The sequence below is a fragment of the Campylobacter concisus genome (assembly GCA_002092835.1).
Classification (GTDB): domain Bacteria; phylum Campylobacterota; class Campylobacteria; order Campylobacterales; family Campylobacteraceae; genus Campylobacter_A; species Campylobacter_A concisus_K.
In genome coordinates, this window is the sequence record LVWL01000017.1 from 89584 (window position 1) to 116365 (window position 26782).

Consider the following 26782-nt stretch of genomic DNA (forward strand, 5'->3'; position numbering starts at 1 on the left):
TTTACTTAAACGCCAAAAAGCTCATAAAATTTCCCCATTTAAACGTGCTCGCAACATGCTTAAAGCCAGCATTTAGGGCTAAGCTTCTATTTTCCTCTTCAGTATATGGCACCAGCACATTTTCAAGTGCCTCCCTTTTTTGGGCGATCTCGTAGCGTGAGTAGCCTTGCGCCTGTTTGTAGTCCTCGTAAATTTCTATGACGCTTTTAGTAAGCTTCTTATCTTCAAAGATGATCTTTTCACTAAACAAAAAAACTCCATTTTCATTTAGTCCGTTATAAATTTTTTGCACTAGATCAGCCCTTTTTGGCGGTCTGATAAACTGCAAAGTATAGTTTGCCAAAACTGCGTCAAAGCCCACTAGCTCACACTTTAAAATATCATCAAGTAAAAATTTTATCTTTGCTCCATATGCCTTTGCCTTATTTTTGGCATTTGCTAGCATAGCTTCAGAGTTATCCACGCCACTTAGCACGAGGTCGTTTCTAAGGTTGTTTAGTAAAAGTAAGCTATTTGCCGTCGAGCAGCCAAGGTCGCATACACTTGCATCTTTTGGCAAAATTTTAGCAAGCAGCTTTGCGTTTAGATTTGAACTAACGTCGTAAAATGGCACTGAGCGCGAGATCATATCATCAAAAACGCTCGCCACAAAGTCATCAAATTCAAACTGCTTGCTTATAGGCTCTTTAAAAATTTCATCTCTCATATACCAGCTCCGTATCCATCAAAGTATCTCATTGTCTCGTTACCAAAAAGATCGCACACTCCAACACAAGCTCTAGCTCCGTTTATATCGCATTTGATCTGTTCTTTTAGCTCTTCAAGTGTGTCAAATTTTTTATTATCTCTTAGGCGCTTTATAAAACAAACCGCGACATGCTTCGCTACTTTTGGCGCGACCTCGTCTAATATGTGTGTCTCGACGCTAAAATTTCCATCCGTGCTAAGCCTATTGCCTATAAATGTGACCGAGCCGTAGGTATATGAGCCTATCCTTGTTCTTGTGGCGTATACGCCGTCTTTAGGCAAAAGATAATTTTTTACATCCAAATTTAGCGTTGCAACTAGCTCCTTTGCACCGATGCCCTGTCCTTTTATCACATTGCCCTCGATTGAGTACTCCCTGCCTATTAGCCTGTTTGCCTCTTCGATGTTGCCCTGACGTATCAGCTCTCTAATGGCTGAGCTATGCACGCCCATACCATCGTAGCAAACCTCGTCAACGACAACTACTTCTCCATCAAAAATTCTTTTCAGATCGTGCTTGTCCCATGCTCTATTTCTACCAAATCTAAAATCAAAGCCAACAACGATCTTTTTTAAATTTTTAAAATCCCTCTTCAAAAGTGCGATAAATTCCTCGCCGCTAAGCCCTTTTATGCTCTCAAAATCATACAAGAAGCAAGGATAGTTTGAGTACTCCGCTCGCTTTAGCTTTGGCGTAATGTTGGCTTTGTTTTTATCAATCACGACAAGTCCGCCAAACTCGCCTAGCTGCTTTAAAAGCTGCTTGTGCCCTCTGTGCACGCCGTCAAAGTGCCCTATCGCAACGGCAGTGATATTATCTTTTGTTAAAAGCGTAGAAAAATTCGGCATTTCCCTCTTTCCCTTTTACTTCACACTCTTTGCAAGTTATCATTTTAAATCCTAAGCCATTAGCCATCACTTCAAACCTCTTCATCGCTAAATTTATAGCTTTCATATCAGTGACGACTCCTTTTTTATTTCGTTTTACGCCAACACCCACTTCAAATTGTGGCTTAAAAAGCGTGATAATGAGCGAATTTACGCTTGCTAGCTCACAAATGGCAGGCAAAATTTCAGCTAAAGAGATAAAGCTAACATCGCAGGTTATTAGATCAAATTTACCTTGCTCTTGCTTAGCAAACTCTCTGACGTCAGTTTTTTCATAAATTTTCACTCGCTCATCGCTTCTTAGGCTGGCATCTAACTGATCAGTACCCACATCCACACCAGTCACGCTTTTTACGCCTTTGCTTAACAAAATTTGCATAAAGCCACCAGTCGAGCTACCTATATCAAGTGCGTTTTTGCCAGTTAGATCAAATTTCATCGTCTCCAAAAAACTCTTTAGCTTAAGCGCCCCTCGCCCAACGTAAATTTCATCAAGCAGCGAAATTTTAGCCTCGCTAACCTCGCTTGAAACCTTGGTGCAAATTTCGCCATTTGTTAGCACCTTGCCGCCCTTTATCAGCTCGCTCGCCTTGTTTCTACTTATGTTTAAAACGCTTGCGACGTAGTTATCAAACCTCAAGTTTTAGCCTCTCATATTCGCTCTCGTCGATCACCAGCACACCTAGCTCATTTGCTTTGTCAAGCTTGCTGCCAGCCTCCTCGCCAGCTAAGACGAAGTCCGTTTTTTTAGAAACTGAGCCAGAAACCTTTGCGCCAAAACTCTCAAGCTCGGCCTTTATCTCATCTCTTGGGCGACTTAGCGTGCCAGTTATAACGACCGTCTTGCCACTTAGTGCATTTGAGATGCTTTGTGCCTGCGCCACGCTTGGCTGCACGATCTGGCTTAGGGCTAAAATTTCTGCTCTATTTACCTCGCAAAGTCTATCAAGCTGTTTGCCATCTCCACGCCAAAGCCCTCAAGCGAGACAAGCTCTTCAAAGCTAGCATCAAGCCAGCCCAGCCCAAAACTACTTGCTAGCTTTTTAGCTGCCACTTCGCCAATGTGCTCGCAGCCAAGGCCCGTGATAAAGCGCGCTAGCTCCGCACCTTTACTGGCTTCAATGGCATTTAAAAGGTTATTTACCTTTTTCTCTTTAAAGCCCTCAAGCGCGATTAGATCATCAAATTTAAGGCCGTAAATGTCTTTTATGCAAGAGATCAGCCCCTTGTCAAATAGCAAATTTACGATCGCATCGCCAAGGCCGTCTATATTTAGGCATTTTTTCGATGCGTAGTGGATTATTGAGCCCACCACTCTTGCCCTGCAGCTTAAATTTTGGCACTTCACAAAGACCCCTTCATCAAGCAGGTGCGAGCCACAAACTGGGCAAAATTTAGGCCTCTCTATCGCTTGCTCGCTACCATCTCGTCTATCTTTAAAAACCTTTGTGATCTTTGGTATCACATCTCCTGAGCGGATAATGCCGATGTAATCGTTTTTCATAACACCAAGGCGCTCGATCTCGTCGAAGTTATGAAGGGTGGCGGATTTTACATTAGCACCGTCTATATTTACCTCATCAAGCACGCCAACAGGCGTTACTACGCCGCTTCTACCGACCTGAAGTGCCACGTCTCTTAGCCTTGTGACCTTTTCAATGGCTGGAAATTTAAACGCCACCATAAATTTTGGAAATTTGACCGTGTAGCCCAGCTGCTCGCAGCGTGCAAGATCATTTACACGTATCACCATGCCATCCATCATCACGCTTTTTGAGTCGCGATTTGCCAAGAGCTCGTTATATGCGGCCTCAAGCTCATCTTTTTTTAAAATTTTGAAAAATCATCCCTCTCAAAGCCAAGATCACGCACAAATTTCATCACCTCGCTGTGATCTTTTAGCCCAAGGCTCTGCTCGCCCACGCCCCAAGGTATAAAAAGTAGCTTTCTTTTTGCAGTGACTGCGCTATCAAGCTGTCTAAGACTGCCTGCGGCTGCGTTTCTAGGGTTTGAAAGTGGCGCCTCGCCATTTTTTGCGCGCTCTATATTTAGTAGCTCAAAGTCATCTTTTCTTATGACGACTTCGCCCCTGATTTCAATGAGCCCTTTGTAGCTAATGCTCTTTGGCACCGAGCTAATGGTCCTTGCATTTTGCGTCACGTCCTCGCCTGTAACGCCGTCGCCTCTGGTTATCGCCCTAACTAAAACGCCATTTTCATAGAGTAAATTTAGGCTCGCTCCGTCAAATTTTGGCTCAGCAACAAAGGTCAAATTCTCTTTATCACCGCGCTTTAGCCACGCATCAAGCTCGCCAAGACTAAAGATATCCTCCATGCTCCACATGCGCTTTATGTGGCTTGCCTTGCTAAAACCCTCTTTTACGCCTCCGCCCACTCGCTTAGTCGGCGAAAATAGCGAAATTTCACTGGGATTTGCCTGTTCATAATCAAGCACCGCATGATATAGCGCGTCATACTCCTCGTCGCTTGCAAGTGGCTCGTCCTCGTCGTAGTAGGCCTTTGCCCACGCATTTAGCGTATCTACTGCTTTTTCATACTCTTGTTTTGTCATTTTTGCTCCAAATTTACACCGCATTTTATCTTAAACATACTTTATAAATGATCCAAATTTAGCTCTCTCGCGTCACATAAATGGGCATTTTTATAGACCTTTGCTATCTCTCTCTAGCTCTCATCAGCGCAAAGCCAAGCAAATTTTGCCCTCGCCACTTCATAGGATTTTGCGCATTTTCATCGCTTGCGCCCAAACCTATGCCCCAAATTTTATCAACTGGGCTTGCCTCGACTAAAATTTTGCTCCCAGTTTGAAGTAAAAAGTCACGCAAAGGGGCATTTTGGCTAAATTTTAGATAGCTCGCATTTAGCACGACACTAAATTTGACCTCGTCCCAGACCTTAGCGTCAAAGCCACACACCTGCCTGCCAAGCGCCTTCATCTGCGCCGGATCTTTAGCAGCCAAAATTTGCTCCAAAGTCTCCTCGTCGCCAAAACACTCGGCCTTTTTCGCCATCATGTACTGCTCGGCGCAAACGTATCTCACCTCATCTTGCCAAAAGCTAGCAGCGTACCACTGGCTTAGGCAACTGGTACTTATACTTGCGCTCTTTTGATGACCCCAAAATAACAAAAACTTGCCAGCCGTACCTGCGTTGTAACGCTTTTTTAGCCACGCTAGATCATATCTTGGCTCGCAATCCCAAAGGGGGATAGCAAATTCATCGTTGATAAAAAGCGCACTTTCGTCGCTTCCAAGCCTCTCATCCCAGTACCCACGCCAGATCGCAGGCTCAGCAAAAAGGCGCCTGTACTCGGTACGCTCATCTTGACTGAGTGTTTTTAGCCAGTCATTAAATTTAAACTTATAATCCTCGCTAGCGCCCATCCTCCAGCCGATGGAAAATGGATCCATACTTGGAAATTTAATCCAAGGTGGCGGAAGTAAATTTCTCATCTAGTCTCTTTTATCAAACTTTGGCCTCGTCCTACCAAAGCGTGGCTTGACTCATCGCCTCATGCATATCAAAAAGCTGCTTATGCTCGGCCACATCGTGCGTCCTAATGATATGTGCGCCGTTTTCGAAGGCCTTTAAGTGTAGGTAAAGCGAGCCTGGCAGACGATCTTTGACCTCGCTTGGGTAGTAGTGGTTTATGACTGATTTGCGGCTGGCACCAACAAGTAGCGGGCAGTCAAATTTTAAAAAATGCTCTAAATGCTTGATAAGCAATAAATTTTGTTCAGCCGTCTTACCAAAGCCAATACCCACATCAAGCACTAGTTTTTTGGCGCCAAGCTCCTTTGCTAGTGCTATCTTTTGCTCAAAAAAGTCTGCTATCTCGCCGATTAAGTCGTTATATTTTGGTGCGACCTGCATAGTCGCAGGATCGCCTTGCATATGCATCATGCAAAACTCAGCGTCATATTGTGCCGCAAGCGTGGCAAGTGAGGCATTTGCCGTGATGTCATTTATCATTTTAAAGCCGTGGTTTAGCGCAAATTCTAAGCAATACTCATCAAAGCTGTCAAGGCTAAATTTCGCCTTTTCGTGTAAATTTAGCTTGTAAATTTCCTCCACGATATCTTTTATGCGCCTAAATTCCTCTTCACGGCCGCAATACTCGCTCCCTGGCCTTGAGCTAACGCCACCAAGGTCGATGTAGTCTGCACCTACTTCTATCATATATTCTATTTTTGAAATACCATTTTGCGTATTTATGCGGCTTTGTTCGTTAAAGCTATCTGTGTTTATATTTACAACGCCCATTATAAGAGGCTTTGTTGGCTTTATAAATTTTGTCTCTAAAAAGGCTGCTAAATTTTTAAGCCCAAAGTCTTGTAGCTTCTCTTTTTTAGCTAACTGTCTAAGCTGTGCATTTGTCGCCATTAGCAATGCTTTATTTAGACTCTGCTTACCCAAAATCGTATCTTTGTGTGTTACCAGCTCAGCACCAACACTTAATGCATCTTGCTTTAATATATTTGCCGCTGGGGTTTTTATCTCATCTATGTAAATAAAATTTATCTCGCTCTTTTCATGCATGAGCTTCGCGCCACCCGGACTTGGCGAGACGGCCTTGCAAATTTCATCAAAGTCGCTTTTATTATTTATCTTATAAAATTTCAACGTCGTCCTTTTTGAAATATAGTAAGCAGTAGCGGCGTTAGCACGGCGTGAGACTTGGCGTTTAGATCGGCAAGCTTGATGAGCGAGAAAAAATAATCCATCTCATCACCATTAAATTTATACCCGCTATCAACCGCCTTTGTCACGATAACGCCAACAAGCTCTTTTAACTCGTTTTTGCCAAATTTCTGAGCTTGCTCCTCTGCTATCTTTTGATCGATAAAGCCTGTTAGCTCTTTTAGGCTAAGCGATTTTAAATTTAGATCAAGGGTTATTTTTGGCTTTTTGGTTAGATTATTTTCTATGAGCATTCTTGATCTAATCGTTGGTAGAAGTAAATTTTTACTCTGTGTTGCTATTATAAATTTGATATTTCTTGGGGGCTCTTCAATGATCTTTAAAAGTGCATTTTGAGCCTCTGTCCTAAAAGAATTAGCATGTATTACTAAAATTTTTTCATCTTTTTCAGCAATGTAAGCTTCTGAGATGACCTCCTTTGCATTTTCTAGCAAAAAATCATCACTTACATAAAATCTTAAATTATTAATGCCAAACTCATCTTCAAGTTTGGCTTTTAAATTTTCAAAATCGCTTGTAACTACGATTTTATTAAGCATTTAGAGTATCACCTTTGCAAAGAGTGCCGCATCAATGCTTTTATCAAAAATTTTACAAAGGCTTATTAGTTTAACGTCTAAATTTTCGTCACTCGAGCTAAGAGTAAAGCTATTTTGTGCCTGCTCGTCAAATAGCCACATATAACTATCCTCATCGCTTTTGGCTAAATTCGCATATTTATCAAGGCTCTTTCCGATATAAAAAAACAAATATCCGTTTGGGAAAGCAAGACTTAGCATATCTTTTAGAAGCTGTTTTTGCTCATTTGTCTCTATCTCATCAAGTGATGGATAAAGCGATCTTAGACTAAAAAAAGGCAAAAATGGCCTAATGCTTTTTGAATGGTTCATCTTTTTTAAAAGATAAGTTTCAAACCATCTTCGCTCTTCATCACTGATAGTTATAAAAGCCCTTCCTTCAAGTAAAAATTTAAGCCTAGATGCTAGTAAAGGCGTCCATTCAACACGCCTTTCCTCCATCCAGCTCATCAAAGGACCTTCGTCCCTAATAGCCTTTAACGTCCACTGTATAAAGTCTTGCATTACTGATCTAACTTATACGCATCATGAAGTACGCGAACTGCTAGCTCGCCATATTTTTGATCAACGATCATTGAAATTTTTATCTCGCTTGTTGAGATCATTTGGATATTTATACCCTCTTTTGCAAGCGTTTCAAATGCTAGACATGCTACGCCGCTATGGCTCTTCATGCCTACGCCTATAACTGAAACTTTCACGATCGCATCATCAAATTCTATATGTTTTGCAGCTGAGAGCTTTTGCATAGTCTCTTTTGCTAGTTCAAGCTCATTTTGTGGCACTGTAAAGCCTAAATTTGTAGTACCGTCATGTCCTACGTTTTGGATTATCATATCTACGTTTATATTTTCATGAGCTAAAGCTGTAAAAATTTCTGCTGCGATGCCAGGCTTATCAACTACGCCTCTTAGAGTTACTCTTGCTTGATTTTTATCTAGTGCTATTCCGCTTACTAAAACTGCTTCCATATTGTCATCTTCCTTTGCTATTAATGTACCTTCGTTGTGATTAAAGCTACTTCTTGTAATGAGTTTTACATTTAGTTTTTTTGCTAGCTCGACTGAGCGATTTTGTAGCACCTTTGCACCAGCAGAAGCGAGCTCTAGCATCTCATCATAGCTTATCTTCTCAAGTTTTTTTGCCTTTTTTTCTATCCTTGGATCAGTCGTATAAACGCCATCAACATCGGTAAAAATTTCGCATAGATCAGCATCAAGCGCCCCTGCTAATGCAACTGCACTAAGATCACTGCCGCCTCTACCAAGGGTTGTGATATTACCTTTTTCATCTATACCTTGAAAGCCAGCCACAACTACGATTTTGCCAGCTTTTAGCTCGGCTTTAGCCTATCAGTCTCTATCCTTTCGATCCTTGCTTTTGTATGAATATCATCAGTAATTATGCCTGCCATCGCACCTGTCATACCCACACATGCATAGCCTTTTGCATTAAGTGCGATCGTTAAAAGCGCGGTCGTTACTTGCTCTCCAGAGCTTAAAAGCATATCAGTGGCGACGCCATCTGGATGTTTTGAAAAATACTCACTATATTCAACCAATTGATTTGTAACTCCGCTCATCGCAGAAACTACCACAACTACGTCTGCACCGCTATTTTTTGTCTCAATGACTCTATTTGCCACAGCTTCGATGCGTTCAAGTGTTCCTACGCTAGTTCCGCCAAATTTTTGAACGATCAACATCAAAAATATCCTTTCTCTTTAAAATAACTCAAAACCTTTTCATAAATAGGCTTTTTAAAGTGATTTATATTCTCTAAACTTCTACCAAAATCTACAAATTTATACTCGCTAAACTCAGGATGCTCTGTCTTTAAATTTACGCTGGCACCATTTTTAAGTCTAACCAAAAAATATTTTTGCGTCTGTCCGTCAAATGGATAAAATTTCTTTGCCGCGTTTGCTGGAAAGTCGTAGCTTAGCCACTGCGGATACTCATCTAAGATATCGATTTTATCAGTTCCGATCTCTTCTTTAAGCTCCCTTTTTAAGGCCTGCTTTGGACTCTCACCTTCATCTATTCCGCCTTGAGGAAACTGCCAAATATCATCCATATCCACCCTTTTTGCGACTAAAATTTCACATTTAAATGGATACAAGCTAGACAAAATAACAGCTGCCACATTTGGTCTGTATTTTTTTTGCATGATTTTTCCAAAAATTTTATTTGGGATAATAACTAAAAAGAGTTAAGAGATAGATAAATAAAACTACTTTTTACGCCGTTTGTAGTAAATCACACAGCCACTAAAAAGTAGCACGCCAACTCCACAAGAAGCCATAAAAAAGATAAATTTTCCGGCCTCTCCTAATGTATATCCAGCGTGCAGATCAAGCATAAATTTATAAATTTCAAAAGATTTTGGCATGGTATTTTTTAAAATTTCTCCGCTTGCAGTATCGACTACAAGTCTAACGCCATCACTCTCACTAGCGCCTTTTGGCAAGTAAAAGATCATAAATTTTACACCGTCTTTATTGAGAATAAAATTTAAAGTATCAAACTCATTTCCAAATTTTAAAGTAAAAATTTCATAAGCTTTTTGAAGATTTTCTACCTTTTGCTCATCATTTAGGCTAAAACCATTTTTGCTAGTAAAATTTGGCTTTTTAAAGACCTTCTCTTCGCCACAAATTTGATTTATAACCTTAGCAAATTTCTCATAAGAAAAGTATAGACCGCTAAAACAGATAATAAGCAAAATAGCCCCCAAATAAAGCCCCAAAAATCCGTGTAGCGAATATAAAAATGCAAATTTCTTTGCCTTTAGATTTAGCTCAAAGGCGCTAATAAATTTGCTTCTAAATCTCCAAAATTGTATAAACGCTCCAGTTAATAAAATCACAAGTAGTGCAAGCGTTGAAATCGCCACTATATCGCTTGCAAATTTAGATAAATTTTCATTTTTAAATAGAGCTAGTCCTAGATTTTTATGTAAATTTAAAGCTAGCCCTATAAATTTTTCCACACTATTTTCAGAGACTATCTCGCCCGTATATGGATCTACAAAGAACGACTTAAACTCGCCACTCTCGCTTGTGCCGCTTACCACATAAGCCCTATTTATCTCACCTTTTATCTTTATATAACTAAGGTTAAAATTTGGCCAAGTCTTACTAAAGACCTTTAAAATTTCATCTATTTTTAAAGCACTTTTATTAGTTGCTATGTCTATCTCATCTTTGCTAAAAGCTTCAATTATCTCATCGTGATACGAAATAATTGCTCCACTAATTGAAATTATCAAAAGCGGCAAAGCAAAGATAAGAGCTAAAATTAAGTGAAATTTCCGCCAAATTTTAAACATTTTAAAACTTTAGATTAAAGCCAAGCTCGATCTTTTGCCCATCGGCTATTAAGATATCATATCTGTTTGATCTTGTCGTAAAAAACTCGTTAAAGAGATTATAAACGCTTAGGTTTAGGCTGAAATTTTTAGTTACATTGTAGTTTATGCCAAGATCTGCGATAACGTAAGCTCTCATATCATTAGCATAGTTAAAAGAGTTTTTAGTTCTACCATAGTAATTTATCTGTGACCAGAAATTTAGCCATCTATTTAGCTCGTAGTTCGCTCCAAATTTAAATGTATGAAGCGGATAGTTGTTTAAGGTTTTACCAGCTTCTGGTCCATCTTTTTGTTTTGATTTTGTATAAACATAGCTTTGATTTAGTCTAAGAGCATTTGTCACCTGCCACTCATTTGTTAGCTCAACTCCGTAAATTTCAGCCTTGCCGATATTTATACTCTCCCAAATACCATTTGGATAAATTTTACCTTTATGCATACAAACGCTGCCTCTTGAGCAGATAGGGTTATAGCTTAACATATCTTTAAAACTTGTGTAAAAGCCAGTTAAAGACGTTTCAAAACCTTCATTATTATTATAAACGCCACCAAATTCATAACTTACGCTTGTCTCTGGCTTAAGGCTGCTTCTACCAAGCTGTGCTCCAAGTCCTCCAGCAAATGGCAACGCAAGATCTTGTGTGCGTTGCTTGATATCGGGTGTTGCATAACCTGTGCTAACTCCACCCTTTAAGGCGAAAAAGTCGTTTAAGCTATAGATGCTATAAATTCTTGGTGAAACGTGCGATCCATAGTTTTCATCGTAGTTATAACGAATACCAGTACTTAAGATAAAGTCTTTTGTAAGATGATAATCATCTTCGCCGTAAAGCGAAACATCATACCTTTTTACATTTGCCGCATCTGCTGTGGTAGCCTTTTCGTCAAGTTTTTCTTTTTTAGCGTTTAGTCCTAATGTAAAGGCATTATTATCGGTAAAATATGAGCCTTTTGTATCAAAATTTAGAGTCTTTAACGTCAAATTTTGTTGAGCTGTCTCTTTTAGCTTGCCATAAGATAAATAGCTTTGAAGCAAGATATTATCAAGCCTTGCTTCGTGGCTTAAATTTATCATATCTCCCTCTATTCTCTCGCTAGCAACCGAGTTAGTACCAGTTGATAGTGTTTTGCCTTTAGTTCTTTTATATTTCACATCGCTTCTTGCAAGCTCAAGTATAAGATCATTATTTTCATTTGGCTTAAAAAATAGTTTTGCACCAAAATTTCTATCCTTTTGCTCTCTGATTCCATAAGAAATTTTATCTTCTGATTTATTTAAATTTTTACCATAAACAGAAACACTTAAAACATCATCAATTAGTCCAGAGTGCAAATAAAGGCTATTGTAAAACTCGCCACTTATATTTTTATTTCTTGCAAATTTATAGCTTGAGCCAAGATTTGCACCAAATTCATTACTAAACTCATCTGTAATGATATTTATAACTCCACCAAGTGCATCGCTTCCATAAAGCGAGCTCATAGGTCCACGTATCACTTCAATACGGCTTATCGCACTTGCTGGTGGGACGAAACTATATGAGCCTCCAACACTTCTAAGTCCTTTATAGGCGTTATCGCCTGGTACTGGCATGCCATTTACTAGAATTTTAGTAAATCTTGGAGAGAATCCACGTATAGAAATTCCTCGTCTATTTGCCGCTGCGGGACTTGTCCCAAAAAGACTTGGGATATCTTTGGTCATACTCTCGATATCTTTGTGATTTTTCTTTTCTAATGCCTCTTTGGTTATAACACTAAGCGTTGCTGGTGCGTCTTTGATATTTTGCTCAAATCCTGTTGCACTCACTACTTTAACCTCTGGTAGAACCTTATCTTCATTTGCAAAAAGCGGTAAATTTATAAAAATTGCCGCACAAATAGAAATTTTTAATGCCCTTTTCACAAAAACTCCTTATAAAAATTTAATGTGCATTTTACTAAAATTAAATAATCGTTATCAATATCATACGTAACGCTAAAGGGATTAAATTTAACGCTTGAGGGATAAAATGATAAATTTAGACAAAAAATATGGAACAAGAGAGATATCTCAAAAGGAAAAACAAATAAGCGTAGAGTTTTTCAAACAAAGTAGCGGTATTAGCTATCTAAAAAGTGAAATTTTATGTAACGGCAGGATAAAAAGAGATCGTCACAAGTCTAAAAAATACCTATTTTTAATGTTTAATGAGGCTAAAAACGATCTTTGCTTTAAACTTGATAGAAAAGAGTATATTTTAAACAAAGATGAATTTTGCATTGGGCTTGTTAATGACGATTTTAAAGGTATCTTTGAGTATCAAAATAAATTTTATAAGACAAAAACACTACTTTTTGACGAAAGTTACGCAAATAAGCTTGAGATATTTGCTGGACTTAGATTTGATGATAAATTTGAGCTTTTAAAATACAAAAAAGATTTAGCTCAAATTTGCGTTTTAAATGAACTTGAGACGACAAATTTATATGAAGGCGCGATGAGGGAAATTTTTACCGAGTCAAAAATTTTAGAGCTTATTTACAAAAGTAAAATACGAAAAGAGAGCGAATTTTCACTTGGCAGTGATGAAGAAAAGACTCTTTTAAAGGCTAAAACGATCTTGTTAAGCCGTATGCAAAATCCTCCAAGCATCAAGGAGCTAGCTCATCTTTGTGGCACAAATGACTTTTGGCTAAAGAAAAATTTTAAGCTATTTTTCAAAGACACGATCTATCAGCTCTTAGCAAAAGAGCGCCTAAAGCTAGCTTTTACTCTTTTAGAGCAAAACGATATCAGCATAAAAGAAGCTGCAAATATCGTAGGTTACGCAAATACTGCACATTTTGCAAAAATTTTTAAGATAAATTTTGGCTTTTTGCCAAGCAAACTCTTAAAGACAAAAAGCTACTTTTAAACTGCTATAAATGCCAAATTTCTTATAATCGCCAAAATTTTAAAGAGAGAAATTTGCAAGTTTATATCCACGTACCATTTTGCGAAAGCAAATGTCCCTACTGCGCCTTTGGCTCAAGCGATGACGAATTTAACAAGGTTAGTGCCTATTTTAAGGCACTTTGCCTTGATCTAAATTTTCAGCTAAAAAGCCAAAATGTAAAAGAAATTTCTACTATCTTTTTTGGTGGCGGCACACCAAGCGCGGTAAATGTTAAATTTTATGATGAAATTTTTAGCATTTTAGCGCCTCTTTGCACACCAGAAGCCGAGATCACACTTGAAGCAAACCCAAACTCAGCAACCCTTACTTGGCTAAAACATGTTAAAAATTTAGGCGCAAATCGCATCAGCTTTGGCGCTCAAAGTTTTTTTGAAGATAAGCTAAAATTTCTAGGACGCATTCACAGTAGGGAGCAAATTTTTAAAGCAGTTGAAAATGCCAAGACCGCTGGCTTTAACAATATAAATTTAGACCTCATCTATGACACCAAATTTGACACTAAAAAGCGTCTTTTAGCTGAAGTGGCAAATTTAAAAAACCTTGCTATCACGCACCTAAGTGCTTACTCGCTCACTCTTGAAGAAAGCACCCCTTTTGCTGGTAAAAAAAGTTATAAAAAAGATAGCGACAGCCTGGCTAAATTTATGATAGAGCAAATTGGGCTTGCTGGCTTTGGGCAGTATGAAATTTCAAATTACGGGCAAATTTGTAAGCACAATCTTGGCTATTGGCAAGGCAAAAATTACCTTGGTGTGGGCGCTTTTAGCGTGGGCTTCGTGGATGGCACGAGATACTACGCCAAAAATAGCATAGATGCCTACATCTCACAACCAACTTACAGAAAAAAAGAAATTTTAAGTCAAAGCGAGCTAGTAAGAGAGCATATATTTTTAGGGCTTAGAAGCATAGTTGGCGTGGAGGCTGGACTATTAAGTGAGGCTCAGAAAAAGAGGGCGAATCTACTTGTAGAAAATGAAAAACTACTCTTTAAAAATGGCAAATTTTACAATCCAAATTTCTTACTAAGCGACGAGATCGCACTCTTTATCGAGGGCTAAATTTATAAAATTTTGAGCAAAGTCAAGATAAAATACAAAGCTTAAATAAAATTTAATAGAGGCAAAAATGTTTGGAATGAGTTTTTCTGAAATCTTAGTTATCGCTATTATTGCAGTGTTAGTTTTAGGTCCTGACAAGCTGCCAAGCGCGATGGTTCAGATTGCAAAATTTCTAAAAATGTTTAAAAAAGGCATAAACGACGCAAAATCAACATTTGATCAAGAAATGAAGATAGCTGAGCTAAAAGAAGATGCTCAAAAATATAAAGAAAGCATAACTAAAAGTACGCAAAGTGTGCGTAAAAAGCTTACTTTTGAGGAGCTTGACGAGATCAAAAAAAGCGCAAATGATATCACAAACGATATACAAAATGTCGTAAGCGATACCAAAAAAACGGTAGAAAATATACAAAATCCAACAGATTTAGTTAAAGATGCGATCTTAAACGATAAAAAAGAGGCGTAATGTTTGAAGAGCTAAGACCCCATTTAATCGAACTTAGAAAGAGACTTTTTATAAGCATAGTAAGCGTTTTTGTCTGCTTTGGCATCTGCTTTACATTTTGGAACCCACTGCTTGCATGGATGAGCGAACCGCTAAAACAGGTATTACCAGCTGGCTCAAATATCATATTCACTCAAATTCAAGAGCCATTTTTTACAGCGATGAAGGTTGCATTTTTTGCTGGTGTCGTGATCGCGCTACCTATCATTTTTTGGCAGTTTTGGCTATTTGTCGCTCCTGGACTTTATGACAATGAAAAAAAATATGTGATCCCATTTGTCATCTCAGCTTCATTTATGTTTGCGTGCGGGGCAGCATTTTGTTACTACGTGGTCATCCCACTTGGCTTTGCATTTTTGGTAAATTTTGGTGGCCAGCTCTTTACGGCACTACCAAGCATTGGCGAGTATGTCGGTTTTTTTGCAAAACTACTAATTGGCTTTGGAATTTCATTTGAGCTACCAGTCATTACATTTTTCTTAGCAAAGATCGGACTTGTCGATGACAAGATGCTAAAAGATTACTTCAGATACGCTGTTGTTATCATCTTTATCTTTGCAGCTATCGTTACACCACCTGATGTGATAAGTCAAGTCTTAATGGCGCTACCACTCATCGGACTTTATGGAATTTCAATATTCGTCGCTAAAAGAGCTAACAAGAGCGACGATGAAGACGAAAAAGAAGAACAAGACAGCGACGTAGCAAGCGATGAGTAATATAAACGACGTCTCAAGTTATGATTATTTTTTGCCAGAAGAGCTCATCGCAAAGGAGCCAGTTTTGCCAAAAGAAGAGGCAAGACTGCTTGTCTATTTTAAAAATACAAAAGAGATAAAACACTACAAATTTAAAGATCTCTCCAGCCTCATCCCAGAGGACGCAGCGGTCATTTTTAATAACACAAAAGTTATCAAAGCTCGCATTTTAGGACAAAAAGAAAGCGGCGGGGCTTGCGAAGTGATGCTAAACCAGCCCATAGGCGAAAATAAATTTAGCATCTATATAAGAGGCAAAGTAAGTGCTGGTAGTGTTTTAAATTTTCCTGATAATCTAAAAGTAAATGTGCTTGAGCTAAATGATGATGGCACAAGAGTGGTAAATTTTACGCAAAATGGCGTTTTGCTTGATAATGTTCACCTTTTTAGTGAGCTTGAAAAGTTCGGTCATGTTCCACTTCCGCCATACATTAAAAGAGCCGATACAAAGGATGATGAGAGCTGGTATCAAAGCATATTTGCCAAAAATAGTGGTGCAGTGGCAGCTCCGACAGCTAGCCTTCACATAAGTGAACAAATGCTAGAGCAGATAAAAGCAAAGCATGAAGTAGCCTACATTACGCTTCACGTTGGCGCTGGGACATTTAAAGGCGTAGAGTGCCAAAATATAAATGACCATAAAATGCACTCAGAATTTTACGAGCTAAGCGAGCAAGCTCAAGAGATTATAAATTCTAATAAACCAATCCTTGGCGTTGGTACGACGGTTACTAGATGTGTTGAAGAATTTGCAAGGAGCAAGCAAGTAAGCGGCTTTTGTAAGTTATTTTTAAACCTAAATAATAAACCAATTAGACAAAACTACCTTCTTACAAATTTTCATCTACCAAAATCAACTCTAATAATGCTAGTTACCAGCTTTATAGGGCTTGAAGAGACGATGAGAATTTATAAAACGGCAGTTGATGAAAAGTATAAATTTTACTCATACGGCGACGGAATGTTGATAATATGAAAGATAAGCCTATCGATATCATAAACAGAATGGAAATTTTCCTTAGTGCCATATACCAAGATGCGCAAGATACTAAAAATTCCATCATTTTTAGCTACGATCCAAGTTATCCAAGGTTTTTAAAATTTGATGCTACAAATCTCATAAAAACACTTGAAAATATTTGCAAATTTTTCCTTTACTCTACCGAATATACAGACATTTATATTCTCTTTCAGCTTAAAAATTATAGTCCCAAATCTGTACATTTTGACATTAAGATAAAATCTAGCCATAGCGTAATGAGACCAAGTCATTATTATCTCAGCAAGATAAATGACTATCTAAAAAAAGCAAATGAATCTATGATCTCTCATAATGATGGAGAATTTTTAATATCTTTTAGCGCGGCACTAACGGGCGATAGAGCCATCCAAAGACAAATAAATATCAAAAATCAAACAAATACAAATATCTTAGTTGCTTGCGATGACGATGCTTTGTTTGACACCATTAGTGCTCAGATAAATTTTTTAGGTCTAAAGGTTATCGGTAAAAACGACATTAGTAATCTAATGAGACATATAAAAGATTCTATTTTTACCCCATTTGTTATCTTTATCGATAGTAAAATTTTAAAAAATGAAGCGATGCTAGAAGATATACTTGAGTTTAAAAATATTAAGAATTTTCGTATCGTAGCCATTTGCAAAAACGATGAGTCGGCTAACGATCTGCCAAATCATGTCACGGTATTAAAGCAGCCTTTTAGCACAGATAGCTTTCAGCTAGCTTTTAAAAATTCACTCGAGAAATAGACCGATTTTTACTTTTTAATTTATCCCAAGATATCTTTTTAAAATAATAGTGGCTGAAATGCTATCTAGCCTACCATCTCGCTTTGTATTGGCGTAAATTTCACTAGCTTCACTGCTGCTAAAGGCTTCATCTTGATAGACAATATTTGCCTTTACATCAAGAAGTGAAACAAAATGCTCGATGCGTCTTCTCATCTCATCTTCGCTACTACCGCCGATTGGCACACCCACTACTAGCGTATCTGGGGCATATTCATTTACCTTTTGGTTCACATCTCTTGCGGCTTGATTTCTATTTTTTCTAAGCACTGGCTCAAGCGGAGTCACGATCTCGCCAAAACCAAAGGCAAGTCCTATTCGCTTTAGCCCAACATCAATAGCCATAAATTTCTCTCTCATAGCAAGCTCTTTACTCTTAGATTTGAAATTTCAACTAGCCCTTCAAGCTCGTACTCATAGATGATATCACCAAATTTTGCTAAAACTTCATCAAGACTTACACCATTTTTACAAAATTTTAAAATCTCGTCACTAGTTTTTTCTTGCTCTTTTATCTCACCAAAAAGTGAAGCAAATTTATGATAGTCATCAATAAGCTCGGCTTTTTTATTTGCAAGCAAAAAATTTGTCCCATCGCTTTCACCTATGCGTTGTGGCAGTACATAAACTGGAATTTTAAGCTCGTTTGCAAGCCTTGCACTTTGCATAGAGCCACTTTTAAGATCAGCTTGCGCGACGACTAGAGCTTCACAAAGCCCCACAACTATGCGGTTTCGCTCTAAAAATCTATAAGCAAGTGGCGGCTCACCTTCATCATACTCACTAAGAGCCAAGGCTTTTTCATAAATTTCTTTTATTGCCACTTTATTTTGGCTTGGATAGATGGTGTCAAGTCCGCTCGCAAAAATACCAATCGTTCGTGGCATAGCGGCTTTATGAGCTGTGATATCAACGCCGATTGCTCCACCACTTACCACGCAGACGTTTGCACTTTTTAGTGCTGCGCAAAGTGCCGTAACGCACTCTTTTGTATAAACACTTGCCTTTCTTGAGCCAACAACCGCGATCTTTGGTAAGGATAAAAGCGAAGTATCTCCGATAAAATTTAGCTGTTTTGGTGGATTTTTTAGTCTATTTAGTGGCTCTGGGATAAAGTCAAGTCTCATAAAATATCTTTTAAATAAACCACATCAACATCTTTTAAAAGATTATTTTTACTCTCTTTTATCACTGCGATCGTATTTTTCTTTGGATGTCCAATGGCGATCGCATAGCCTCTTTTTTTAGCCAAATTTACAGCAGCCACAAGCTCACGCCTAACAGCACTAGCCGATGGATCGTCGTCTAAAAATATATCTCTTGAAATGTATGGCTGATTATGTTTTTTTGCAGCTCTTGCTACTGCGGTTTGAGCGATAGTTTTGCTATCAACAAAGACAAAGCCCTGCTGTATCAGCGCCCTATATGCCTTATCCATAGCGTCAAAATCGCTTGTAAAGCGTGATCCTGTGTGGTTGTTTGTATATTTTGCACGCGGGAAGTCTTTGCGTATCCTTTTTATCTTTTCGTGCATGCTCTCAAAACTCTCGTTGATCGTGAGAGTGCCTATCTCTGGACTATCAAAGTGTTTCGCTTGCATCGGAAGATGTATCATATAAAACTCAAATGTTCTTGCGATATTTGGAGTGTCTGGATGAGTCTTTGTCGCTGGAAAAATAGACGGTGTGATTTTTAGGCCAAGTGATTTTATCATACTTGCATGTTCAAATGTCGCCACATCGTCTATTATGATAACGAGCTTTGCGTGCCCTTTTATGCTGGCATTTGGCGTAAAAGGTACCGCTTCAAAGCTATCTTTTTTTATATTCTTTTCTTCATATTTTGTTTTTTCTATCTTTTTGGTAGTTAAATTTTCAGCTTTTTTAGCTGACTCGACTTTTGTGTTCTCGCTTTTGAATTTTTCTTTTTTTTCTATTTCAGTGCTTTTATTTTGATCGACTTTTACTTCAAAATTTTGAGGTTTTAACTCGGTTTTTTGTTCGGTTTTTGAGCTATAAAATGGCTCTATCTTTTGTTCATTTTCTATTACACTAGGCTCTGTATTTTTATAACTTGCAAGTAAATTTTTAGTATCGTTTTGCTCTTTTTTTATCTCTTCTTTTTTGGCTTCACTCTTTACTTCAGCTATCTTTTTTTGCTCTTTTGGCTCAACTTTTGAATTTAAAGCAAGCTCACTTTTATGCTTAGGATCGGTAAAAATTTTACTTAAATTTTCATCTTCATCAAATTTTAGAGGGTATTTTCTCTTTTCGTACTCTTGCTTTTTCTCTTTACTAGCAATCTTTGGCTCAGCTTTTTTTAGAATTTGCTTCTCTATCTTTGGCTCATTTGCTTTGCTTATCTGTTCTGCACCATTATTTTTTATACTAAGAGCCACGCTAAGTGCTATTATCAAAATTGCCGCGATAATACCTATACCAAGATAGGTTTTATTGTGAGAGCGACCTGCACTCTTTTTTGTAGGTCGCTTCTTTGTAGTCTTTTTTTCGCTCAAGGCTTAGTTTTTATTCTGATCTATAAGTTTGCCGTTAGTTATCCAAGGCATCATCGCGCGAAGTTTTTTGCCAGTTTGATTTAGCAAACTTCTCTCAGCTATACCGCGTTCAGCGTTCATTCTAACATATCCTGCTTTTCTCTCTAGGATAAAGTCTTTTGCAAATTTGCCATTTTGAATCTCTTTCAAAACTTCTTTCATAGCTTTTCTGCTCTCTTCACCAACCACTCTTACGCCGCTTACGTAATCACCGTATTCAGCGGTATTTGAGATAGAATAACGCATATCGGCCATGCCACCTTGATACATCAAATCAACGATTAGTTTTAGCTCGTGTAAGCATTCAAAATAGGCCATCTCAGGCTCATATCCAGCTTCTACAAGCGTATCAAAGCCTGCATTTACTAGCGCGCACAAACCGCCGCAAAGCACAGCTTGTTCACCAAACAAATCTGTTTCAGTTTCATCTTTAAATGTAGTCTCGATGATGCCAGTTCTGCCGCCGCCTATGCCGCATGCGTAGCTTAGTGCGATCTCTTTTGCCTTTCCACTTGCATTTTGCTCAACGGCGATAAGATCAGGTATGCCACCGCCTCTTACAAATTCGCTTCTAACTGTGTGTCCTGGGGCTTTTGGAGCTATCATAATGACGTCTATGTTTGCTGGAGCTTTTATTTGACCAAAATGCACATTAAATCCATGTCCAAATGCGATAGCAGCGTGATCTTTTAAATTTGGTTCAATCTCATTTTTATAAATTTCTGCTTGAAGTTCGTCTGGAGTCAATATCATGATCACATCGGCACCCTTTGCGGCTTCGCTAACAGTTTTTACCTCAAAGCCCTTTGCTTCAGCTTTTGCCCAGCTTTTGCCGCCTTTTGCAAGACCTATAACAACACTTACCCCATTATCTCTTAAATTTTCAGCATGTGCGTGACCTTGTGAGCCAAAGCCGATGATTGCTACTTTTTTACTTTGAATAAGACTCAAATCACAGTCTTTATCGTAATAAACACTTATAGCCATTGTTACTCCTATTATTAAAATTTGGCAAAATTATAACTTTAGCCAGCAAAAATTCGGCTGAAACGTGCAGAAACTAATTTTAAGTTTTATGATAATTTATTTTGCTAAAATACGCTGAAAATTCAATAAAAAGAGATAACTCAATGAATGAATCAGTTTTTAAAAAGATCAAAGCACTTCCACCACTAGATGACACAGTTATACAAATTCAACGCCTACACGCGGATGAAAACAGCTCAATAAGCGATCTTACAAAAGTAGTCGAAAAAGATCCGATGCTAACAGCAAATATCCTACGTTCTGCAAACTCTCCACTTTATGGATTTTCTCAAGAGATTACAACTATTGCAAGAGCTATTTCTCTTTTTGGTATGGCTACTATTCGAGGTTTTGCGCTTTCAAGTACGATTAAAAAGAGTTTTTCTATAAATTTAGAGCCTTATGGCATTACTACACAAGATTTTTTAAATATCTCGATAATACAAAATGCACTGATGTACAATTGGCATTCTAAAGTTAATCCTAAAAGCTTAGAAATTCTCTCTCCAGCTTCATTTATGCTTGAGATTGGCAAAATAGTTCTTGCTCATGAATTAGCTGAAAATAAGCAAGACGTCGAATTTAGAGAAAAACTTAAAAATATATCTAGCCCAATCGATCTTGCCCTATTTGAAACAGAAATTTTAGATATGTCAAATGAAGAAGTTACAGCTAAAATTTTTGAACAATGGAACCTTGAGACAGAGCTTAGCAGCTCAATACTCTATTCAAATAATCCAGAAGAGGCACCAGATCATATAAAAGACTATGCAAAAGCCCTAAAAGTGATAAAAACAGCTGTAAATATCTTTAATCAACTTGATGATATAAGCATACAAAATACCCTACCTCTTCTTGACGAATACGGCTTTGGACATGATACGTTTTTAATGGCTGTTGCTAAAGTCAAAGATAATTTGTGAAAGAATTTCTAACATCACTACTAGTTGGCATCAAGGAAAAAGAAGTTTCAAACGAAGATAAAGAGATTTTACGAAATCTCTTAAATCTTGGTGCCGTAAGCTCTCATAAAGATAAATTTTACCTAAACAATGGCTACGTCTGTGGCAAGCTAGACATCAGCCAAAACGCAACTGGCTTTATCATGCCATTTGATAAACGCTTCAAGCAAGATATCATCGTAGAAAATAAAAATTTAAACAACTCTCACCTTGGCGATATCGTGTTAGCAAAGCTTTTGCCGCTTAAGAAAAAACGCCAAAGTGCTAAAATAGTAATGAGCCTAAAGCTTGCAAATGAGACAAGTGTGGTCTATACAAAACGCTTTGGAGCGGCCATTTTAGGTGTAAATTTAAAAACTGGACTAAGCACTACCTTAAAAGCGACGCAAAAAAGCCTAAAGATGCTTCCTCTTGGGACGCTACTTAAAATAAACAACCTAAATAACGAAATAGTCGAGGTTTTAGGAAATTTAGACGATCCATTAAGCGATGAGAAAATTTCGCTTGCTATTTATAATAAAAACGATAAATTTAGCGAGGCTTGTGAGCTTGAGGCAAAGGCTTTTGGCGACGAAGTCGATGCTAGCATGTATCCAAATAGAGTTGATCTAAGAAATTTAGAGTTTTGCACAATCGATCCAGTCGATGCCAAAGACTTTGACGATGCCATATATTTTGATGAGAAAAAGTGCGAAATTTACGTCGCAATTGCCGATGTAAGCGAATATGTGACTGCATATAGCGCTATCGATAGCGAGGCTAAAAAAAGAGGCTTTTCGATCTACTTTCCGCACATCTCAGTGCCGATGTTGCCGCGCGCACTTAGTGAAAATATCTGCTCGCTAAAGCCAGACGTGCCGCGTCTTGCATTTTGTTTTAAAATTTCACTTGATGCAAACAACGAGGTAAAAAAAGAGGAGCTTTTTGAGGCGATCATCCTTTCAAAAAGGCGCTTTAATTACGACGAGATAGATGAAATTTTAGAAGGCAAAAGAGAGTGTGAAATTTCATGGATCAAGCCACTTTTTAAACTCACCACAAAGCTTCGCAAAAAAAGGCTTTTGCATGCATTTGACTTTAGGACAAAAGAGCTGAGAATGAGTCTTGATGAAGAGGGTCAAATTTCGCAAACTAGATTTGAAAGTGACTCCGACTCGCACAGATTAGTCGAAGACTGTATGCTTTTAGCAAATAAAGCTGCCGCAAAGCTCATCACAAAGGGTGTTTTTAGAAACCACGCATCGCCTGATTTTAAAAAGATAGATACTTTGCTTGAAGACTTGCAGCTTCTGGGGCTTGACTTTACCTACGAGAGTGACCTTGCAAATTTGATAAGAAAGATCCAAATAAAAGCCGACGAGCTAGGCAACCGCGAGGAGATAGATAAACTCATCATCAAGTCTCAAAAAAAAGCTGAGTACTCAAGTGAAAATTTAGGCCACTTTGGGCTTGGATTTGATAGATACACACACTTTACAAGCCCTATTAGACGCTACTCTGATCTCATTTTACACAGGCTCTTAAAGGCTAAAATTTTAAAAGATGAGAAGCTTTACAACTTCTTGCTTTTAAATATCCAAAGCACCTGCGCAAATTTAAGCGAGCTTGAAAGAGAAGCCGACAAGGTAGCCTACGACTTTATGGATAGGAAATTTGCACGCTGGGCAGCAGCAAACATTGGCAAAGAGGTGCGTTGCTACGTGAGCGAAAACCAAAATGTCTTGGTTGCTAAGCTTGATGATTATTTTGTTGGAGCTAGAATTTTTATAACTGGATACAGCGCAAATTTACTTCAAAAGCTTGTTGTAAAGATCACAGAGGCCGACATCGCAAGTGCTAAAATTTTTGCAAAAGTGGTAAGAAAGATCGATGTATAGAAAAGATTTGGAGCTAAATTTAACAAATGCAAATTTAAGCAACTACTTCTTGCTTTTTGGAGCGGATGAGTTTCAGATTGAGCTCTTCGGCAAAGAAATTTTGAGCTTTTACTCTAGCGAAGATGCAAATCTATTAAGCCTTTATTTTGACGAGTACAACTACGCGCAAGCAAGCTCTCACCTAAGCGAACAGTCACTTTTTGGCGGCAAAAATATCCTCTATGTAAAAAGCGACAAAAAGATCCCAGCAAAAGAGCTAAAAGAGCTCATCTCGCTTTGCTCAAAGAGCCCAGACAACTACTTTTTGTTTGAGCTTTATGAGGCCGATATGAAGCTAGTTTTTGATACACAAAAGGCTTTTGGGACAAATTTTGCGAGATTTTTCAAGCCTTCAAACCCAGATGAAGCGATAAATTTACTAGCCAAAAACTCAGCCAAAATAGGACTAAACATAACCAAAAACGCACTTTATGAGCTTTACTTTACGCATAATGAAAATTTATACCTTGCAGCAAGCGAGCTAACAAAACTAAAAAGCCTAAACACACACATCGAACAAGATGATGTAAAAAGGCTGGTTTTTGGACTTGGTGGGATAAATTTTGATGATTTTTTTAACAAATTTATGGCCCTAAAAGATATAAAAAACGACTTCTTTACCTATCTAGAAGATCCAAATTTTAATGAAATTTTACTTCTAAACTCACTTTACAAAGCATTTTTTAGGCTATTTAAAATTTACTCTTATATAAAGATAAATGGTCGCTTAAATTTAGATGAGGCAATTGGTTATCAACCGCCTGTAAATGTCGCAAATTTACTAAAAACCAATAGTTTAAAACTAAATTTAAATACATATCTAGAAATATTTAAAACTCTAAATTTAGCCGAACTAGAGCTAAAAACAAACACAAAAATGGATAAAGAAATTTTTGTTCTATCTACCATTTTAAACTTACAGCATCTAATATCAACAGCAAACATTAAGTAATTTTAAGCTAAAATCCACCCCTGCTTAATGCAAAATCCTTGCTCACAAAGTGAGCTAAATATCCATAAGGAGAAAAAATGAAACATTATGAGCTTTTATTTATTCTTAAGCCGACACTAACGGAAGAGGAAGTTAAAGCTAAGGTTGATTTCGTAAAAGAAGTCATAACAAAAAACGGCGGAGAGATCACTACTGTCGTTGAGATGGGTACTAGAAAGTTAGCCTATACCATAAAAAAATATGAGCGTGGAACATACTTTGTTATCTACTACAAAGCTCCACCAGCACTTCTTGCAGAGCTTACAAGAAACGTAAGAATCACTGAAGATATCATAAGATTTTTAAGCGTTAAATATGAAAACAAACGCGAAATCGCAGCTTGGGAAAGACTTTGCAAAGGTATCAAACAAACTATAAAAAAAGAGCCTCGTGAGCCAAGAGCACCACGTGAGCCAAGAGTTGAAAAAGTAGACGAGCAAACTTTTACAGAAGAATAATCAAGGATAAAAAATGTTCAATAAAGTAGTACTAGTTGGGAATTTAACAAGAGATATTGAGCTAAGATACACTACTAGTGGATCTGCTATAGGAAATTCCGGTATTGCTGTTACTAGAAAATTTAATACTAACGGCGAAAAACGTGAAGAGACATGCTTTATTGACATATCGTTCTTTGGCAAATCAGCTGAGATAGCAAATCAATATTTAAGCAAAGGCTCCAAACTTCTGGTTGAAGGAAGATTAAAATTTGATCAATGGACCGACAATAACGGACAAAACCGCTCAAAGCACTCAATCGTAGTTGAAAATATGGAGATGCTTGGCGGAAATAGTGGAGCTAATGGACAAAGTCAAGGTGGATTTAATCAAAATAGTTCATACTCGCAACAACGAAATAATGGTTCAAATAATAGCTATGGCAATGGTGGATATCAAAATTCAGCACCACAAAGACAGCAAATGCAACCACAAAATAAAAAAGTACAAGAAGAGTACTATGAGGAGAAAATCCCTGATATAAACATTGACGCCGATAATTTTGATGGCGACAACGAAATACCGTTTTAATTTAAAGGATAGAAAATGGCAGAAAAAAGAAAATATTCACGTAAATATTGCAAATTTACAGAAGCAAAAATTGATTTTATAGATTATAAAGATACTTCTCTTTTAAAGTATTGTTTATCAGAGAGATTTAAAATAATGCCAAGGCGTTTAACTGGCACATCAAAAAGACATCAAGAAATGGTAGAAAAAGCGATCAAAAGGGCTCGTCATGCAGCTATTATACCTTACATAGTAGATCGCAAAGATGTAGTTTCAAATCCTTTTGATGGACTATAATTATTAAACTATTAAGCCCCTATTAACGGGGTTTAATCCTAATCTTAAATATCCTAGATTTATGTTCTTATAGTTTTTTATTTATTGAATACAATTTAAAATATTTTTCAAGCATTATCTATAATTTTGGTTTAACTTACACGAGGTAATTAGAATTTATTCAGATGGATATCTCAAATATATGCTGTCTTTAAATAACTCTATAGCATCAATTTATTAGTTCAAAATAAATTATTTAGCCATATGTACAATCAATATCATTGATCCATATTATTCACAATTTTTACCACGAATCACGCATCATCTATCGTATAGCAATAGCTGCTCACATGAGGCTAAAAGACAAGGTACTTAAATATAAATAAATTTTATTAAATAAATCCAATATTCATCCATTTGGTGTCTGCATATCTTGCAAGTAGGCTTTATAATATATTTTATTTTGAAAACTTATTGATGTCAAATCAGCTTAACCGTACAATTAATATTAGCCAAAAACAAATTTTAAGCATCCTTTTCTTGACATGTAATAATGTTTTTTGTATAATCTCAATTCTTTTTTAAGCAAATGTCTTGCTAGCTCAGTCGGTAGAGCATCTCACTTTTAATGAGGGGGCCGTTGGTTCGAATCCAACGCAGGACACCATTTT

General features: G+C 37.6%; 26 protein-coding genes, 1 tRNA gene and 2 pseudogenes. 13 read left to right on the forward strand and 16 right to left on the reverse strand.

Translation table 11 applies throughout. From position 1 onward, the window contains the following. Position 1 precedes the first annotated feature (1 nt). From A3835_01630 to A3835_01685, 12 genes and pseudogenes are all read right to left on the reverse strand, one after another. Complete coding sequence (locus A3835_01630) at positions 2 to 706, reverse strand: tRNA (cmo5U34)-methyltransferase (protein ORI09012.1); 705 nt, start codon at positions 704 to 706, stop codon at positions 2 to 4. Further along, the gene (locus tag A3835_01635) at positions 703 to 1596 is read right to left on the reverse strand and encodes a bifunctional riboflavin kinase/FMN adenylyltransferase (GenBank protein ORI09013.1); all 894 of its coding nucleotides are present in this window, start codon (positions 1594 to 1596) and stop codon (positions 703 to 705) included. Before A3835_01635 ends, A3835_01630 begins: the two co-directional genes overlap by 4 nt. Next, positions 1562 to 2275, reverse strand: coding sequence for a hemolysin (locus A3835_01640; GenBank protein ID ORI09014.1), 714 nt, complete (start codon positions 2273 to 2275; stop codon positions 1562 to 1564). The genes A3835_01635 and A3835_01640 overlap by 35 nt, the downstream gene beginning before the upstream one ends. Next, positions 2265 to 4206 (reverse strand): annotated as a pseudogene (locus A3835_01645) (DNA ligase (NAD(+)) LigA). Before A3835_01645 ends, A3835_01640 begins: the two are co-directional and overlap by 11 nt. Before the next feature lie 103 nt (positions 4207 to 4309). After that, a complete protein-coding gene (locus tag A3835_01650) occupies positions 4310 to 5107 on the reverse strand; it encodes a hypothetical protein (GenBank protein ORI09015.1) in 798 nt (265 codons plus the stop codon). A 31-nt stretch (positions 5108 to 5138) separates the two neighbouring features. Next, positions 5139 to 6278: a dihydropteroate synthase gene (locus A3835_01655; protein ORI09016.1), complete on the reverse strand. Its 1140-nt coding sequence runs from the start codon at positions 6276 to 6278 to the stop codon at positions 5139 to 5141. Next, the gene (locus A3835_01660) at positions 6275 to 6895 is read right to left on the reverse strand and encodes a DNA polymerase III subunit delta' (GenBank protein ORI09017.1); all 621 of its coding nucleotides are present in this window, start codon (positions 6893 to 6895) and stop codon (positions 6275 to 6277) included. The genes A3835_01655 and A3835_01660 overlap by 4 nt, the downstream gene beginning before the upstream one ends. Further along, positions 6896 to 7438 (reverse strand): hypothetical protein, encoded by a 543-nt coding sequence (locus A3835_01665; protein ORI09018.1) that lies wholly within the window; start codon positions 7436 to 7438, stop codon positions 6896 to 6898. Further along, positions 7438 to 8639, reverse strand: a pseudogene (locus A3835_01670) (aspartate kinase). The gene A3835_01665 and the pseudogene A3835_01670 overlap by 1 nt, the downstream one beginning before the upstream one ends. Continuing rightward, positions 8639 to 9103: an RNA pyrophosphohydrolase gene (locus tag A3835_01675; GenBank protein ORI09019.1), complete on the reverse strand. Its 465-nt coding sequence runs from the start codon at positions 9101 to 9103 to the stop codon at positions 8639 to 8641. The pseudogene A3835_01670 and the gene A3835_01675 overlap by 1 nt, the downstream one beginning before the upstream one ends. A 63-nt stretch (positions 9104 to 9166) precedes the next feature. Further along, positions 9167 to 10264 (reverse strand): peptidase, encoded by a 1098-nt coding sequence (locus tag A3835_01680; protein ID ORI09020.1) that lies wholly within the window; start codon positions 10262 to 10264, stop codon positions 9167 to 9169. Position 10265: 1 nt separating this feature from the next. Next, entirely contained in the window at positions 10266 to 12212 is a 1947-nt protein-coding gene (locus A3835_01685; GenBank protein ORI09021.1) for a ligand-gated channel protein, read from the reverse strand. Positions 12213 to 12318: 106 nt separating this feature from the next. Here A3835_01685 and A3835_01690 point away from each other — a divergent pair, with 106 nt between their 5' ends. From A3835_01690 to A3835_01715, 6 genes are all read left to right on the forward strand, one after another. Beyond that, positions 12319 to 13203: a hypothetical protein gene (locus tag A3835_01690; protein ID ORI09022.1), complete on the forward strand. Its 885-nt coding sequence runs from the start codon at positions 12319 to 12321 to the stop codon at positions 13201 to 13203. 53 nt (positions 13204 to 13256) lie between these two features. Further along, positions 13257 to 14303, forward strand: coding sequence for a coproporphyrinogen III oxidase (locus A3835_01695; protein ID ORI09023.1), 1047 nt, complete (start codon positions 13257 to 13259; stop codon positions 14301 to 14303). Positions 14304 to 14370: 67 nt separating this feature from the next. Further along, on the forward strand, positions 14371 to 14769 hold the full coding sequence (locus tag A3835_01700; protein ID ORI09024.1) for a twin arginine-targeting protein translocase TatB: 399 nt from the start codon (positions 14371 to 14373) through the stop codon (positions 14767 to 14769). Then, positions 14769 to 15527: a preprotein translocase subunit TatC gene (locus A3835_01705; GenBank protein ORI09025.1), complete on the forward strand. Its 759-nt coding sequence runs from the start codon at positions 14769 to 14771 to the stop codon at positions 15525 to 15527. Before A3835_01700 ends, A3835_01705 begins: the two co-directional genes overlap by 1 nt. After that, positions 15520 to 16542, forward strand: a complete 1023-nt coding sequence (locus A3835_01710) for a tRNA preQ1(34) S-adenosylmethionine ribosyltransferase-isomerase QueA (protein ID ORI09026.1) — start codon at positions 15520 to 15522, stop codon at positions 16540 to 16542. The genes A3835_01705 and A3835_01710 overlap by 8 nt, the downstream gene beginning before the upstream one ends. After that, the gene (locus A3835_01715; protein ID ORI09027.1) at positions 16539 to 17339 is read left to right on the forward strand and encodes a hypothetical protein; all 801 of its coding nucleotides are present in this window, start codon (positions 16539 to 16541) and stop codon (positions 17337 to 17339) included. The genes A3835_01710 and A3835_01715 overlap by 4 nt, the downstream gene beginning before the upstream one ends. Before the next feature lie 15 nt (positions 17340 to 17354). Here A3835_01715 and A3835_01720 read toward each other — a convergent pair whose 3' ends face one another. Genes A3835_01720 through A3835_01735 form a run of 4 tightly spaced genes read right to left on the reverse strand, consistent with a single transcriptional unit; the run spans position 17355 to position 20919 of the window. Continuing rightward, the gene (locus tag A3835_01720) at positions 17355 to 17738 is read right to left on the reverse strand and encodes a crossover junction endodeoxyribonuclease RuvA (protein ORI09028.1); all 384 of its coding nucleotides are present in this window, start codon (positions 17736 to 17738) and stop codon (positions 17355 to 17357) included. Continuing rightward, positions 17735 to 18505: a DNA processing protein DprA gene (locus A3835_01725; protein ORI09029.1), complete on the reverse strand. Its 771-nt coding sequence runs from the start codon at positions 18503 to 18505 to the stop codon at positions 17735 to 17737. The genes A3835_01720 and A3835_01725 overlap by 4 nt, the downstream gene beginning before the upstream one ends. Further along, a complete protein-coding gene (locus A3835_01730; GenBank protein ID ORI09030.1) occupies positions 18502 to 19893 on the reverse strand; it encodes a hypothetical protein in 1392 nt (463 codons plus the stop codon). The genes A3835_01725 and A3835_01730 overlap by 4 nt, the downstream gene beginning before the upstream one ends. 3 nt (positions 19894 to 19896) lie before the next feature. After that, on the reverse strand, positions 19897 to 20919 hold the full coding sequence (locus A3835_01735) for a ketol-acid reductoisomerase (protein ID ORI09031.1): 1023 nt from the start codon (positions 20917 to 20919) through the stop codon (positions 19897 to 19899). A 143-nt stretch (positions 20920 to 21062) separates the two neighbouring features. Here A3835_01735 and A3835_01740 point away from each other — a divergent pair, with 143 nt between their 5' ends. The 7 genes from A3835_01740 to A3835_01770 all read left to right on the forward strand — a co-directional run bounded on the left by A3835_01740 (position 21063) and on the right by A3835_01770 (position 26778). Continuing rightward, entirely contained in the window at positions 21063 to 21881 is an 819-nt protein-coding gene (locus A3835_01740) for a histidine kinase (protein ID ORI09032.1), read from the forward strand. Further along, positions 21878 to 23797, forward strand: coding sequence for a ribonuclease R (locus A3835_01745; protein ORI09033.1), 1920 nt, complete (start codon positions 21878 to 21880; stop codon positions 23795 to 23797). Before A3835_01740 ends, A3835_01745 begins: the two co-directional genes overlap by 4 nt. Continuing rightward, positions 23790 to 24788, forward strand: coding sequence for a DNA polymerase III subunit delta (locus A3835_01750; GenBank protein ORI09034.1), 999 nt, complete (start codon positions 23790 to 23792; stop codon positions 24786 to 24788). The genes A3835_01745 and A3835_01750 overlap by 8 nt, the downstream gene beginning before the upstream one ends. A 77-nt stretch (positions 24789 to 24865) precedes the next feature. Continuing rightward, positions 24866 to 25285, forward strand: a complete 420-nt coding sequence (locus A3835_01755) for a 30S ribosomal protein S6 (protein ORI09035.1) — start codon at positions 24866 to 24868, stop codon at positions 25283 to 25285. A gap of 13 nt (positions 25286 to 25298) precedes the next feature. Then, on the forward strand, positions 25299 to 25856 hold the full coding sequence (locus A3835_01760; protein ORI09036.1) for a single-stranded DNA-binding protein: 558 nt from the start codon (positions 25299 to 25301) through the stop codon (positions 25854 to 25856). 15 nt (positions 25857 to 25871) lie between these two features. Then, positions 25872 to 26132, forward strand: coding sequence for a 30S ribosomal protein S18 (locus A3835_01765; protein ORI09037.1), 261 nt, complete (start codon positions 25872 to 25874; stop codon positions 26130 to 26132). Between the two features lie 570 nt (positions 26133 to 26702). Beyond that, positions 26703 to 26778, forward strand: a tRNA-Lys gene (locus A3835_01770). Positions 26779 to 26782 lie beyond the last annotated feature (4 nt).